The sequence below is a fragment of the Planomonospora parontospora genome (assembly GCA_014647935.1).
GTDB classification, from domain to species: Bacteria; Actinomycetota; Actinomycetes; order Streptosporangiales; family Streptosporangiaceae; genus Planomonospora; species Planomonospora parontospora.
Window position 1 is genome coordinate 16,576 of sequence record BMQD01000046.1, and the last position, 12,938, is coordinate 29,513.

Annotated in this window: 13 protein-coding genes; 7 read left to right on the forward strand and 6 right to left on the reverse strand. The window is 73.1% G+C overall.

Annotated elements, in window-relative coordinates; translation table 11 throughout:
- Window positions 1-107: 107 nt before the first annotated feature.
- From IEZ07_RS33650 to IEZ07_RS33670, 5 genes are all read right to left on the reverse strand, one after another.
- Window positions 108-2,804, reverse strand: a complete 2,697-nt coding sequence (locus tag IEZ07_RS33650) for an FtsX-like permease family protein (protein ID WP_191898493.1) — start codon at window positions 2,802-2,804, stop codon at window positions 108-110.
- A 3-nt stretch (window positions 2,805-2,807) separates the two neighbouring features.
- Window positions 2,808-3,551, reverse strand: coding sequence for an ABC transporter ATP-binding protein (locus tag IEZ07_RS33655; RefSeq protein ID WP_191898494.1), 744 nt, complete (start codon window positions 3,549-3,551; stop codon window positions 2,808-2,810).
- A gap of 273 nt (window positions 3,552-3,824) precedes the next feature.
- A complete protein-coding gene (locus IEZ07_RS33660) occupies window positions 3,825-4,346 on the reverse strand; it encodes an SRPBCC family protein (RefSeq protein ID WP_191898495.1) in 522 nt (173 codons plus the stop codon).
- Window positions 4,343-4,705: a metalloregulator ArsR/SmtB family transcription factor gene (locus IEZ07_RS33665; RefSeq protein WP_191898496.1), complete on the reverse strand. Its 363-nt coding sequence runs from the start codon at window positions 4,703-4,705 to the stop codon at window positions 4,343-4,345. Before IEZ07_RS33665 ends, IEZ07_RS33660 begins: the two co-directional genes overlap by 4 nt.
- Window positions 4,706-4,980: 275 nt before the next feature.
- On the reverse strand, window positions 4,981-5,451 hold the full coding sequence (locus IEZ07_RS33670) for a MarR family winged helix-turn-helix transcriptional regulator (RefSeq protein WP_191898504.1): 471 nt from the start codon (window positions 5,449-5,451) through the stop codon (window positions 4,981-4,983).
- 60 nt (window positions 5,452-5,511) lie between these two features.
- Here IEZ07_RS33670 and IEZ07_RS33675 point away from each other — a divergent pair, with 60 nt between their 5' ends.
- Window positions 5,512-5,928 (forward strand): cupin domain-containing protein, encoded by a 417-nt coding sequence (locus IEZ07_RS33675; RefSeq protein ID WP_191898497.1) that lies wholly within the window; start codon window positions 5,512-5,514, stop codon window positions 5,926-5,928.
- Between the two features lie 127 nt (window positions 5,929-6,055).
- Window positions 6,056-6,877 (forward strand): hypothetical protein, encoded by an 822-nt coding sequence (locus IEZ07_RS33680; RefSeq protein WP_191898498.1) that lies wholly within the window; start codon window positions 6,056-6,058, stop codon window positions 6,875-6,877.
- Between the two features lie 175 nt (window positions 6,878-7,052).
- Here the strand turns inward: IEZ07_RS33680 and IEZ07_RS33685 are convergent, their stop codons facing one another.
- Entirely contained in the window at window positions 7,053-8,108 is a 1,056-nt protein-coding gene (locus IEZ07_RS33685) for a phosphotransferase family protein (protein ID WP_191898499.1), read from the reverse strand.
- A gap of 480 nt (window positions 8,109-8,588) precedes the next feature.
- On the opposite strand from IEZ07_RS33685, the gene IEZ07_RS33690 reads away from it, so the two are divergent.
- From IEZ07_RS33690 to IEZ07_RS33710, 5 genes are all read left to right on the forward strand, one after another.
- On the forward strand, window positions 8,589-8,957 hold the full coding sequence (locus IEZ07_RS33690; protein ID WP_191898500.1) for an isoamylase early set domain-containing protein: 369 nt from the start codon (window positions 8,589-8,591) through the stop codon (window positions 8,955-8,957).
- 81 nt (window positions 8,958-9,038) lie between these two features.
- The gene (locus IEZ07_RS33695) at window positions 9,039-10,106 is read left to right on the forward strand and encodes a polysaccharide deacetylase family protein (RefSeq protein WP_204054564.1); all 1,068 of its coding nucleotides are present in this window, start codon (window positions 9,039-9,041) and stop codon (window positions 10,104-10,106) included.
- Window positions 10,107-10,152: 46 nt separating this feature from the next.
- Window positions 10,153-11,043, forward strand: a complete 891-nt coding sequence (locus IEZ07_RS33700) for a 1,4-dihydroxy-2-naphthoyl-CoA synthase (protein WP_191898501.1) — start codon at window positions 10,153-10,155, stop codon at window positions 11,041-11,043.
- Window positions 11,044-11,268: 225 nt separating this feature from the next.
- Window positions 11,269-12,321, forward strand: coding sequence for a DUF2293 domain-containing protein (locus IEZ07_RS33705; RefSeq protein ID WP_191898502.1), 1,053 nt, complete (start codon window positions 11,269-11,271; stop codon window positions 12,319-12,321).
- A 143-nt stretch (window positions 12,322-12,464) separates the two neighbouring features.
- Window positions 12,465-12,839 carry an MmcQ/YjbR family DNA-binding protein gene (locus IEZ07_RS33710; protein WP_204054565.1) on the forward strand — a complete coding sequence of 125 codons (375 nt, stop codon included), beginning with the start codon at window positions 12,465-12,467 and terminating at the stop codon, window positions 12,837-12,839.
- Window positions 12,840-12,938: the final 99 nt, after the last annotated feature.

Below are 12,938 nucleotides of genomic sequence, written 5' to 3' on the forward strand. Positions count from 1 at the left end.
GGGCCCGCCTGCCGGTCGAACCGGCCTGCCGGTCGAATCGACGGTCGGCTGGAGCAGCACTCCGGCCGACCGCCGATGGAGTCTCACTCCCCTCGGTCCCCGGCCCCTCACGCCTTGGTGGCGTCGAGGACGGGGACCGCGGCGGCCCGGCGGGCGGGCAGGGCCGTGGTGGCGAAGGTGACCAGGACGGCCGCGCCGACGACCAGGACCAGCAGCCACGGTGGCACCGCCACCCGGATGAACGAACTGCCCGTGAACCCGTCCAGCAGCGCCATCGTGCCGACTCCCGCGCCCGTTCCCAGCAGGACGCCCAGGAGCACGACCGTGGCTGCCTCCCACCGGACGATCGAGCGGATCTGCCGCATCGTGGTCCCCACCGCGCCGAGCATGCCGAACTCCCTGGTCCGCTCGCTGACGCCGAGGGAGATCGTGGTGGCCATGCCGAACAGGGAGATAAGCAGCGCCATGCCGACGAAGCCGTGGATGAGGTCGAGACCGCGCAGCATGGAGCCGGCCGCCTCCCGCACGTAGGAGGGCCGGTCCTGGACCCGGGCGACCGGCACCTCGGCGACCGCCCGCTCCAGGGCGGCGGCGGACGCCGTACCCCGGACGAACACGGCCGTCGTCGGAGCGTCGCGGTCGAGTGCGGTCGCCACCGAGGAGTGGACCAGCGCCTGGTCGGCGATCAGGTGGGAGGGGTCGTGGTAGCGGTGGGCGACGGTGAGGGTCGCCTCCCCCGAGGGACCGCGCAGCGTGATCCGCTCGCCCACCCGGACGCCCCGGGCCTCCATCGCCGACGACGACAGTGCGATCTCACCGGGCTTCGGCTCCCACGGCCGCCCGCCGAAGCGCAGGACCGGCTCGATCCGGGAGGCCCCGACCACCTCCAGCGCGGCGGGGGTCTCCCCCTCTTCTCCGGCGACGGGCTCCCCCGCCTCTCCGCTCTCCTTCGCGGCGGAAGGCTCTCCGGCGCCTCCGCCTCCCTTCCCCGCCGGGGACTCCCCGGCCCCGCCGTTCCCCTCACGCGCCGGGGGGACGACGTCGGCGTACGTCCGGGTCAGGCCGACCGCCGCGGTCACGCCCGGCACCCGGGCGGCGAGCGCGGCCACGTCGGAGGGGAGCGGGATCCCGCCGGCACCGATGATCACATGGTCGGCGGTCACCGCCGCGTCCCCCGCCTCCAGGAAGCGGTCCCGCACGGAGGAGGCCAGCGACCCCATCGAGACGACCATCATGACGCCGAGCATGAGCGAGGCGGCGGCCGAGGAGACCCGGGTGGGGTTGCGGGTGATGGTGGCCCGGGCCAGGCGGCCGGGCTCACCGCTGACGAGCACCGCCAGCCTGCCGACCAGGCCGCCCAGCGGACCGGCGAAGAACGGCGCGAGCATCGCCAGCGCGGAGACGCAGAGCATCGCTCCCAGCAGGGTCATGATCATGATGCCCATCGTGCGGTCGACCCCCGGAGGCTCCGCGGCCGCGATCCCCATCGCCGGGCCGAAGCCGATCCAGGACAGCGCGAAGACGCCCAGCGCGCCGAGGAGGCGCCCACGGGCCCGGCCGGCGGTGTCGGCGGCCGCGGAACGCAGCGCCTCGATCGGGGCGACACCCGCCGCGCGGCGGGCCGGTCTGCGCACCGCGAGCTGCGCGGTGAGGACGCCCAGCACGAACGGCACCGCCACCGCCACCCAGCCGAACCGCGTCTCACCGGCGGAGACGTCCAGGCCGTCGCGGGCCAGCAACCAGGTGAGGACCTGCGAGATCCCGTACCCGACCGGCACTCCTCCGGCCGAGGCGACGACTCCCACCGCCAGCGCCTCCAGCCGGACCAGCCTCTTGATCTGGCGGGGCCGGGCGCCGATCGCGGCGAGCAGGGCCAGCTGGCGGGTGCGCTGGCGGACCAGCGCGCCGAAGGTGTTGGACACCACGAACAGCCCGACGAACACGCCGCCGATCGCCAGCATGCCGACCGCCCCGCCGAGCGACACGCCCATCCCGGCCAGCTCACCGGACTCCTCCGCCCGGACGTCCGCGGCGGTCAGCACCGAGAACGGCCCGGCCGCGAGACTGGAGCGGAGGGTGTCCCGCAGGGCGGTGGCGGTGACGCCCGGGGCGGCCTTCACCCACAGGCTCCGCCAGACGCCCTCCGGCAGCCCGGCCGCGCGCCGTACCGTCTCCGGCGGGGCCAGGACGACGTCGCCCGAGGTCACCGTGCCGAGGCCCTCGACCGTGACGACGCCGACGACGGTGACCTTGCGGGTCTCCTGGGCCAGCAGCAGGGTGGCCGTGGATCCGACGGCCAGGTCCCCCGCCTCGGCGACGTGCCGGATGACGGCGACCTCGCCGTCGGCGGCCGGGGCCCGGCCCGCGACCAGGTCGTAGGCGTTCAGCCGGGGGTCGGCGATCCACGGGCGCAGCGACGTGCCGCCCCCGGCGGGCGGGACCACGGACGTCCCGCCGGTCCCGACGACCGTTACCGGTACCGAGGCGTCCCCCGCCGCAGCGGCGACGCCGGAGACGGCTGCGACCCGGGCGGGCCCGATCCCGCCGTCCCGACGCCCGGCCGCTGCGGGTTCTCCCGCCGGGGCGTCACCGTCGGCCTCCGGCCCGGACCCGGGTACGGCGGGCAGGACGAGCACGTCGGCCCTGGCGTACTCGGCGGCGTCGGATCCGGACACGGCCGCCTGCGCGCGCAGCGCGAAGTGCAGCGTCCCGGACATCAACCCGACCGAGAGCAGCATGGCGAAGACCGTGGCCAGCAGCCGGGACCATTCTCCGGCGAAGGTGCGCCGGGCGATCAGCCACACGCTTCAGCCCTCCAGGCGGCGCATGCGGGCGTGCACGCCGTCGATCGTCGGGCCGGTCAGCTCGTCCACGATCAGGCCGTCGGCCAGGAACAGGACCCGGTCGGCGTAGGCGGCGGCGACCGGGTCGTGCGTGACCATCACCACCGTCTGCCGGTAGGCGTCCACCGCCGAGCGCAGGAACCGCAGCACCTCGGTCCCGGAGCGGGAGTCGAGGTTGCCGGTCGGCTCGTCGGCGAAGACCACCTCGGGCCGGGTGAGCAGGGCCCGGGCGACCGCGACCCGCTGCTGCTGGCCGCCGGACAGCTGGGCGGGCCGGTGGCCCAGCCGGGCGCGCAGGCCGAGCGCGTCGACCAGGGTGGAGAACCACTCCTCGTCCGCCTTCAGACCCGCCATGCGCGCGGTCAGCCGGATGTTCTCCTCGGCGGTCAGCACCGGGATCAGGTTGAAGGCTTGGAAGACGAACCCGAGGCGGCGACCGCGCAGCACGGTCAGCCGGGTGCGCGACAGCGTGGTGATGTCCACCTCGCCGATCACCACCGATCCCGAGGTCACGGTGTCCAGCCCGGCCAGGCAGTGCAGGAAGGTCGACTTCCCCGAGCCGGAGGGGCCCATGATCGCGGTGAACTGGCCGGGCGCGAAACTCGCCGAGACGCCGCGCAGGGCGGCCACCTCGTTCTCACCGGAGCCGTAGGTCTTCGTCAGCGCCTCGGCGCGCGCCACCGGGGCGACGGCGGTCGTCTGACTCATGCTTCCGGCCCGCCCGCCGCGAGGAGGGGCATCGTGGCGCGGGCCGGTGGCGGCGACATGACAGACGGGGCGATGGACGTTACGGGCTTTGCCGTGCACATGGGAACTCTCCGGTCGAAAAAACGTACCGGAGAAAGGTCCCATGGATCATCACGCCGGAAGATCAGGGGGTCCCCCCTCCCCACCCTGATCTTCCCCGGGGCCGCCCTTCGGGGGCGCAGGAGGATCGCCGCCACCACCGGGCCGATGGACACGCCCGGCGGGCGGGCCGCCTCAGCGGACGTGACCGGGGGTCTCCGCCCGGGCCGGCAGCTCCTCGAAGTAGGCCTTCATCGCGGGGTGGTAGTCGTCGAAGTCCGGCCGGGGCCCGCCCTCGCGCGAGGCCACGAGCAGGTCGAGGTAGTACTCCCAGCCGGAGCCGGTCTCGCCGAGGCCGTCCTCGGTGGTCAGGTGCTGCACGAGCCGCAGCTCCGTCGAGCCGTCCGCCTCGGCCAGCAGCAGCTCCAGGTGCCAGGCCCCGGACTCGTCGATCATCGACAGGGCCAGCCGCCGCGGCGGGTCGCACGCCTCGATGCGCAGGTCGCACCACGGCGTCCCCTCCTCGAACGCCATCTGCACCCGGACCGTCCGGCCGGGGGCGGCGTCGCCCTCCCACGGCCCGAACCAGCGGGCCGTGCGTTCGGTCTCGGTGAGGCTCGCCCACACGTCCTCGGCGGAGGCGCGGAACGTGCGGCTGAGGACGAGATCACTTCCGGTGCCGGTGCGGAACAGCCGGCCGGTGGGGATGGGGCTCACGCGGTGTTCTCCTTCGCCTGGTCGGTCGTGCCGTGCACGCGGCGCTCACGGCGGGTCCGGTGGATCTCCGTCTCCAGGGCGTCGAGACGGTGTTCCCAGCCGGAGGGCCGGGCGAGCAGGGCCATCCACTCGGCGAGGCCCGCGAGCGGCCCGGTGTCGAGCACGTAGAACCGCCGCCTGCCCACGAGCTCGTCGCGGACCAGCCCGCTGTCCCTGAGCACCCGCAGGTGGCGGCTGACCGCCGGCCTGCTGATCGGGAACCGCCCGGCGATCTCTCCGGCGGAGAGCCGCCCCTCACGCAGCATCATCAGGATCTCGCGCCGTACGGGGTCCGCGATCGCCCCTGCCACCTGATCCACACCGAAAGCGTAACCTACAGGTTACGCGTTAGGCAATGCTCCACGAAGCGGGCACACCGCGGACACCATGCCCGTTCGGCCTGCCGGGCCCCCGTGGACCGGTGGCCTCTCCGACGGGAACCGCCCGGATGCGGACATGCACGCTCACGTCTTCGGCGACCGCCGGAGAGGCCCGGCGATCCATCCCATCCTCGAAGACCGGTCGCGGACGGCCGTCCCGCGGCCACCCCCGGCCCGGTTGACGGCACCCGCCCCGGAGAGCGCACGCCGGGGCCTCACTGGCCGCCGAACCAGCCCGGCACGTCGAGGCGGAAGACGTCCGGCGGCGTCACCTTGCGCAGGTCGGCCTCCAGGGCGCGGAGCCGCTCCTCGCCGATCTCGTCGGCCCAGCGGCGGCGCAGGTCGTCGAAGATGCGGGCCGAGCGCTCCAGCGAGTCGGCGCCGCGCGCGGTGAGCCGTACGATCTTGCGCCGCGTGTCGCGGGGGTCGACGGTGCGCTCGACGTAGCCGAGGCGTTCCAGCGTCTCGATCGTCTTGCCCGCCGCCTGCTTGGAGACGCCCATCGTACGGCCGAGCTCCACGGCGGTGTCGCCGCCGCGCATGATCGCCTGGAGCGCGAAGCCGTGCATGGGGCGCATGTCGGGATGGCCCTGCCGGGCGAGCTCGGCGTGGAGCTCGTCGATGAGGACGCGGAAGCCGAGGAACAACCGGAGGGGGAGTTCGAAGCCGGGCGGGTCGCTTGACACGATAGACAACCTGATTGACTATATGGACAACAACGTTGACCATCTTAGGAGACCGCAGCGATGCCTGTCATCCGTGCCACCGAAGCCCGCCGCAGCGCCACGCCCAACGCCGTCATGACCACCTTCGCCTCCCCCACTCTGGGCGGCGCCGGGCAGGTCCTCTGGCGGGTGGACATGGCACCCGGCAAGGAGGGCCCGCTCCACGCCTTCGAGGCCGAGCAGATCTGGACCCTGCTGGAGGGCGGAGCCACCGTCGACCTGGCCGGAGAGAAGATCGACCTGGTCGCCGGCGACACCGTCGTCATGCCCGCCGACCTCCCCCGGCAGGTCTTCGCCGACGCCCAGAGCGGCTTCATCGCGATCGTCACCGCCCCGGTGGGGGGCCGGGTGTACAACCCCGGCGGCGTCTCGCCCGAGGGCGTGTGCGAGCTGGCCCCCAAGGACGCCGAGCGGATCACCCCGCCCTGGATCGCCTGAGGCGCCCCCTCCGGCCGGGCCCGCGAAGGCCCGGCCGGCTTCCGCGGGTCGTTCCCATATCCGAGACGGCATTGTGATCTTGAATTGACAGGATTTCCTTCCCCCTCCAGGTTCCGAAGGAAGTCACATGAAAAGGGCCACCGCCGGTCTCGTCGTGAGTCTCGTCCTGCTCACTCCGCTGCCCGCCCACGCCGCCGCCCCCGACCCGGTCCAGGTGCTCCGCGCCCAGGTCGTGCCCGGCAGAGGCGTCACAGTCTCCATGGTCACCCGGATGTCGGCCGACGGCAGGCACCTCGGCACCGTCCGGACCGAGCGGGTCACCGGATTCCGCAAGGGCGGATCGGTGGAAACGGACGAGAGCACCACGCTTCACTCTCCGGCTGCCGCCGAACTCCTGGGAACGGACTTTCCCGAATTCCTCTTCCCGACGCTGCTCATCAGGGTCAAGGACGCGAACTACACCTCGGGCGGCAGTCTGATCCCCGAGCTGCCGCTGGGCAAGAAATGGGTGCGCAGCCGGTGGCCCGAGTCCAGCCCCATGGACAACACGGTCGATCTCTTCGAGCCGGGCGCCCTCAAAGCGCTGCTCGCCACCGCCTCCTCCACCGGCCCGCGCAGCGCCAAGGGCACCATCTACTCCTCCAAGATCCCCGGCCGGCCCTTCGGCACGCCGATGACCCGTGGCGAGAAAGGCGAGAAGGTCGCCTGGGCGCTCCGGTTCGACGACAGGGGCAGGGTCACCCGCCTGACCACCAGGGTCTCCCGGCGGACGAACGACGGCTACGTGCTGGGACTCACTTCCGACCTGCGCTTCACCGGCTGGGGCTCCCGGGTGACCATCGAGGCGCCGCCGGAGGAGTCGGTCATCGAGGCCGAGGACCTTCCCCAGGAGCCCGGACTGCTCGTGGAGGAGAAGGAGCCGGTCGAGGCTTCGCCACAGGGGAGGTGAGTCCGGGGCCGTACGGCGGCGCCGCGGACGTCACCGTGCAGCCCCGCCCGTTCGAGCCCGGAGACCTACCCTGCGGCCCCGCTCTTCGAGCCCAGGGACGTCTCGCGGAGCCCGTTCGAGCCGGGGACGTCTCGCGGAGGGCCGTCCTGCTCCTCCGCGGGACGTCCCGGCGGGTTCAACCGGCCGGCCGTACCCCGGCCAGGTCCGAGGCGCGGGCGATAAGGATCCGCACCGCGTCGCCGAACGGCGCGAACGCCGGGTTGGTGGTCTGGCCCGCGCGGTAGCGGAACCAGATCTGCTGGGTGATCACCGCCAGCCGGAACAGGCCGAAGACCTCGTAGAAGTCCCAGCGTCCCATCGGCAGGCCCGTCCGCGACAGGTAGCGCTCCACGACCTGCTCGCGGGTGGGCATGCCGGGCAGGTGCGTGGGCTGGCGGCGCAGGAGGGCGAAGAGCTCGTCGTCGTCCGCGGTGATCCAGTAGGCCATGGCCGAGCCCAGCTCCATCAGCGGGTCGCCGACCGTCGCCATCTCCCAGTCCAGGACGCCCACGACCCGCAGCGGCCCGTCCACGTCCAGGATCAGGTTGTCGAGCTTCCAGTCGTTGTGGATCAGCCGCAGGGCGGTGTCGGCGGGCTGGTGCTCGGCCAGCCAGGCCATCACGGCCTCGCCGTCGGGCACGTCGTCGGTCAGCGCACCGCGGTAGCGCCGCGACCAGCCCTCGACCTGCCGCCGCACGTAGCCCGGCCCCCGGCCCAGCTCGCCGAGCCCGGCCGCCTCCGGGTCCACCGCGTGCAGGTCCGCCAGGGTGTCGACCACGGTGTGGCCGAGCGCCCTGGCCTCGTCCTCGCCCAGCGTCATCCCGGCGGGGAGCTCGCGGCGCAGCACCGTCCCCTCCAGGTGTTCCATCACGTAGAACTCGCCGCCCAGCACCGCCGGATCCTCGCAGAAGGCGAGCATCTCGGGGACGGCGCCGAAGTGGGGCCGCAGCCGCCGCTGCACCGTGAACTCGCGCCGCATGTCGTGCGCGGAGGCGGCCTTGTGCCCGCGCGGCGGACGGCGCATGACCAGGTTCAGGCCGTCGTACCGGAGCAGGTACGTCAGGTTCGACACGCCGCCCCTGAACTGCCGCACCTCCGGAGGCCCGTCCAGGCCCTCCACCCGCCCGGCCAGCCAGGCGTGCAGCGCGGCGACGTCGAACGCGTCCTCCTCGCGGACCTCTCCGGCATCCAACGCGAACTCCTTCACCCACACGCCGGCACCCCGGCGCCCCGGCAATATGAAACCAACATACTAAACGGTCGGTATGTGCCGGGGCCAGCGACCGGGACCGGCGGCCGGGACCGGCGGCCCGGACCAGCGGCCGGGACCGGAGCCGTTGACGGAGCGTGACGGAATCCCCCGGACGGGATCACCCCGCCTTCCGGCCGGATTCCCGCGCTCACCGTCGGGATAGCGGCATGTGGGTGTAAATCCTGCACAACACGCAGTGTGTCCGTATCACCCCATGGGGACCAGAAGTAGAGATTCTCATGGTCTGTACCAGTCAGCCGGACGGACCTCCGCCTCCACCGCGACGCCTCCACCGCGATCCGCGTGGACAGTGCACCCCGCATGCGACCCGCATGGACGGGTGCACGTGCGGACGGGGCGCCCCGCGCGCCCCTCACCGCGGCGGCGGGGCCATGAGGCAACGAGTTCAGGAGGACATCAGTGATCAAGCGTGGTAAGCCCGCCAAGAACGGGCAGGTCAAGCTCATCTTCATCCTGCCGGCCGACCAGGTCCGCGGTGAGGTCTCCCTCGTCGGAGACTTCAACGACTGGAACCCGTACGCCCACCCGATGCGCCGCAGCGACGACGGGACCTACCAGGTGACCGTCACCGTCCCCGCGCACCGGGGCATCTCCTTCCGCTACCTGGCCGAGGGCGGCGTCTGGTTCGACGACCCCGACGCCGACCGCCACGACCAGCACGGCGGCCACCTCGACCCGATCGACCCGAACGCCCGTCGGATCGAGGTCGCCGGCGCGCCCGTCCTGAAGAACCGGGACGAGCAGCCGCTCGCCGCCGGCGCGCGGTAGTGCCGGGCGCCGCCGCCCTTGCCCAGCAGGGGCGGCCGGCCACCCCCCATCGCACCTGTTCCACCTTTCCGGGGAGATCTGATGAGCTGTCGTAGGGTAGGCGCGGCCGGCCTGGCCGCCGCGCTGGCATGTGCCGCGCTGACCGGGTGCATGCCGTGGGAGGACGAGCCGGAGCAGAAGAAGATCGGCGCCGCCGCCGGACGGCAGGGCGGCAAGACCGACCAGAGCGCCGTCCGCAAGGAGAAGGCGGCCAGGGCCGCCAAGGTCAAGGCCAACGAACTGGGCCAGATCCCCGTCCTGATGTACCACCGGGTGGTGGACAAGCCCACGGCCCCCGACGACCGCACCCCCGAGCAGTTCCGCAAGGAGCTGGAGCGGCTGGCCGTCGAGGGCTACGTCCCGATCACCGCCGCCGAGTACGTCCGCGGGCGCATCGGCGTCCCCCCCGGCAAGCACCCCGTCGTCCTCACCTTCGACGACGCGTCCCCGGAGCAGCTCACCCTGGACGGGACGGGCACGCCGATGCCGAACACCGCCGTCGCCATCCTGCAGGAGGTCGCCAGGAAGCACCCGGGGTTCCGGCCGGTGGCCACCTTCTACGTGACGCGCGACCTGTTCGGCAAGACCACCCCGGAGGAGCAGACGCAGATGCTCACCTGGCTCCGGGAGAACGGCTTCGACATCGGCAACCACACCTACGGCCACCGCAACCTCCTCGGCAAGCCGAAGAAGGAGGCGATGGCCGAGATCGCCAAGGGTCACGAGCTGATCACCAAGCTGACCGGCACCGACCCGGTGACGCTGGCGCTGCCGTACGGCAACCAGCCGAGCACCAAGTCGTGGGCCCTCAAGGGCCGCGCGGGGAACGTCTCCTACGACTACGGCGGCGTCTTCCGCGCCGGGTACACCCCCGGGCCCTCGCCCTTCAGCAAGGACTTCGACCCGGTGAACCTGCCGCGCATCCGCTCCATGGACAAGATCAAGAAGGACGACTGCGCCCGCTTCTGCTCCACCGCCTGGCTGGACTGGCTGAAGGCCAACCCCAGCGAGCGGTACACCTCCGACGGGGACGTCGCGACGGTCGCCTATGCGAAGTTCAAGGCGCCTTTCATGGCCTCGGGCTTCACGCCCTACGCTCTTCCCTACTAACCGGTTCCCCAACCGCCGGCGCACCGGGCCGGGAGAGGTGACGAGCATGGTCTCCGAGTTGTTCGACCCGCAGGCGTGGCGGGAGGTCGAGGGCTTCGACTTCACCGACATCACCTACCACCGGGCCGTGGACCAGGGGACGGTGCGGATCGCCTTCGACCGGCCCGAGGTGCGCAACGCGTTCCGCCCGCAGACGGTGGACGAGCTCTACCGCGCCTTCGACCACGCCCGGATGAGCGCCGACGTCGGCTGCGTGCTGCTCACCGGGAACGGGCCCTCGCCGAAGGACGGCGGGTGGGCGTTCTGCTCGGGCGGCGACCAGCGCATCCGCGGGCGCGACGGCTACAAGTACGCCGAGGGCGGGCAGGTCGACCCGGCCCGGGCCGGCCGCCTGCACATCCTGGAGGTCCAGCGGCTGATCCGCTTCATGCCCAAGGTCGTCATCTGCGTGGTGCCGGGCTGGGCCGCCGGCGGCGGGCACAGCCTGCACGTCGTGTCGGACCTGACCCTCGCCAGCCTGGAGCACGCCCGGTTCAAGCAGACCGACGCCGACGTGGCCAGCTTCGACGGCGGGTACGGCTCGGCCTACCTGGCCCGCCAGGTGGGCCAGAAGTTCGCCCGCGAGATCTTCTTCCTCGGCGACGCCTACACCGCCGAGGACGCCCACCGGATGGGCATGGTCAACGCCGTCGTGCCGCACGCGGAGCTGGAGCGGACCGCGCTGGAGTGGGCCCGGAAGGTCAACGGCAAGAGCCCCATGGCCCAGCGCATGCTGAAGTACGCCTTCAACCTGGCCGACGACGGCATGGTCGGCCAGCAGCTCTTCGCCGGCGAGGCCACCCGGCTGGCCTACATGACCGAGGAGGCGGTCGAGGGCCGCGACTCCTTCCTGGAGAAGCGCGACCCCGACTGGAGCCCCTTCCCCTGGTACTTCTGACCCCGGCCCGGTGAACCCGGCGCCTGCGGCTCCGTGAGCCGGTGCCCCCGGTGAACCCGGCGCCTGCGGCTCCGTGAACTCGGCGCCCCGGTGAACCAGGCGCCTGCGGAACCGACCGGTTGAACCCGGTGCGCCCGGCCGTTCGAACCGGTGCCCCGGAACCGGCCGGTCCGGAGACGGCGGCTTCCGGACCGGCCGGGCCGCGCCGTACGGCAGGCTGGGGGCGTGGCGAAGTACGAACGGCGGGTCGTGGCGGCGGCGGAGGCCGCCCTCGCGCGGCGCAAGTATGTGACGGCGATCGACGTACTGACCGGGGCGGGCTGGCTGCACGCCCGGCACGTGGACGTCTGGCGGCAGGGCCGGGCGGGGTCGCTGGAGGAGCTCGCGGCCGTGGACGGCGCGAGGATGGCCGACGCGGTGGCGGTCCTGGCCCGGTGGGCCGGGGAGCGGGGCCTCGCCCCCGGCGAGACCCCCTACCTGTCGGCCGCCCGCGACCGCGCCGAGCTCCGGTTCACCGCCTCCGGCGACGACGGCCCGTTCCGGGTCCACTGGGTCTCACCGGACATGAGCGAGGCCCGGCGCAGGCGGCTCGCCGAGCGGCAGGCCGAGGCGCCCGACCTGACGGTGGTCGAGGCGACGAGGCCGTGGGAGTGCGCCGACTGCCGCGGCACCGGACCGTACCTGATCATGGAGAACGCCGAGCCCCACTGCCTGACCTGCGCGGACCTGGACCATCTGGTCCTCCTCCCGGCGGGGAACGCCGCGCTCAGCCGCCGGGCCAAGAAGGAGAGCGGACTGGCCGCCGTCGTGGTCCGCTTCAACGCCCGGCGCAAGCGGTACGAGCGGCTCGGCGTCCTCGTCGAGGAGGCCGCGCTGGCGCGGGCCGAGGAGCAGTGCCTGGCCGACGAGGAGGTACGGCTCCGCCGCCGCGAGCGCGACCGCGAGCGCCGGACGGACGAGGACCTGCGCTTCCAGGCCGGGATGGCCGAGGAGATCGTCCGGCTGTTCCCCGGCTGCCCACCGGAGCGGGCCGCGGAGATCGCCCGGCACGCGGCGGAGCGGGGCAGCGGCCGGGTGGGGCGCACGGCCGCCGCCAAGGTCCTCGACGCGAACGCCGTCACGCTGGCCGTGGTCGCCTCGGTGCGGCACCTCGACACGGACTACGACCGGCTGCTGATGGCGGGGGTGCCGCGCGCCGAGGCCCGCGACCGGATCCGGGCGGACATCGACCGGGTGCTCGCCGGATGGCGCCCGCCGGGCGGAGGCAGGACCGGGTGACGCCGGGCTGACCGCGCGTACGGGGCGAGGTCTGCCCGACGGACTGCGCGGAGAGGGCGAGACCCGCCCGGCGGACTGCGCGGAGAGGGCGAGGCCCGCCCGGTGCCGGGAAAACGTCGGACCCGGCGTCCACAATGGCGGGCATGGAGAAATGGCGTGAGGTCCGCGAGACGCTGCGCGAGTTCGCCCTCCGGTTCCCGGAGGCCTACGAGGACCACCCCTGGGGCGAGACCGTCGTCAAGGTCAACAAGAAGATCTTCCTCTTCCTCGGCGTGGAGGAGCCGACCGACAAGTGGAGCCCGAGCGCCGGGGTGAAGCTGCCCGAGTCTCACGGCCACGCCCTGGCCCTCGACGGCGTCCGGCCCTCGGGCTACGGGCTCGGCAGGTCCGGGTGGGTGACGATCCCGCTGACGGGGACGCTCCCCGAGACCGAGGTGCTGCTCGACTGGGTCGAGGAGAGCTACCGGGCCGTGGCCCCCAAGAAGCTCGTCGCCGCGCTCGACGCCCAGGACGCCTGACTCCGCAGCCGGGCCCCTGCGGCTCCGGCGGGCGGCTCAGTGACTGTTGCGAAACCGGTCAGGCGGTATCGCGGCGCTCGTCTTCGGCAAGCCGTCGGG

Bases quoted from the DNA above. Each gene is read 5' to 3' on its own strand.
- IEZ07_RS33710 (WP_204054565.1), top strand. From the start codon at position 12,465: ATGGAGAAATGGCGTGAGGTCCGCGAGACGCTGCGCGAGTTCGCCCTC.
- IEZ07_RS33695 (WP_204054564.1), top strand. From the start codon at position 9,039: ATGAGCTGTCGTAGGGTAGGCGCGGCCGGCCTGGCCGCCGCGCTGGCA.
- IEZ07_RS33675 (WP_191898497.1), top strand. From the start codon at position 5,512: ATGCCTGTCATCCGTGCCACCGAAGCCCGCCGCAGCGCCACGCCCAAC.
- IEZ07_RS33680 (WP_191898498.1), top strand. From the start codon at position 6,056: ATGAAAAGGGCCACCGCCGGTCTCGTCGTGAGTCTCGTCCTGCTCACT.
- IEZ07_RS33700 (WP_191898501.1), top strand. From the start codon at position 10,153: ATGGTCTCCGAGTTGTTCGACCCGCAGGCGTGGCGGGAGGTCGAGGGC.
- IEZ07_RS33655 (WP_191898494.1), bottom strand. From the start codon at position 3,551: ATGAGTCAGACGACCGCCGTCGCCCCGGTGGCGCGCGCCGAGGCGCTG.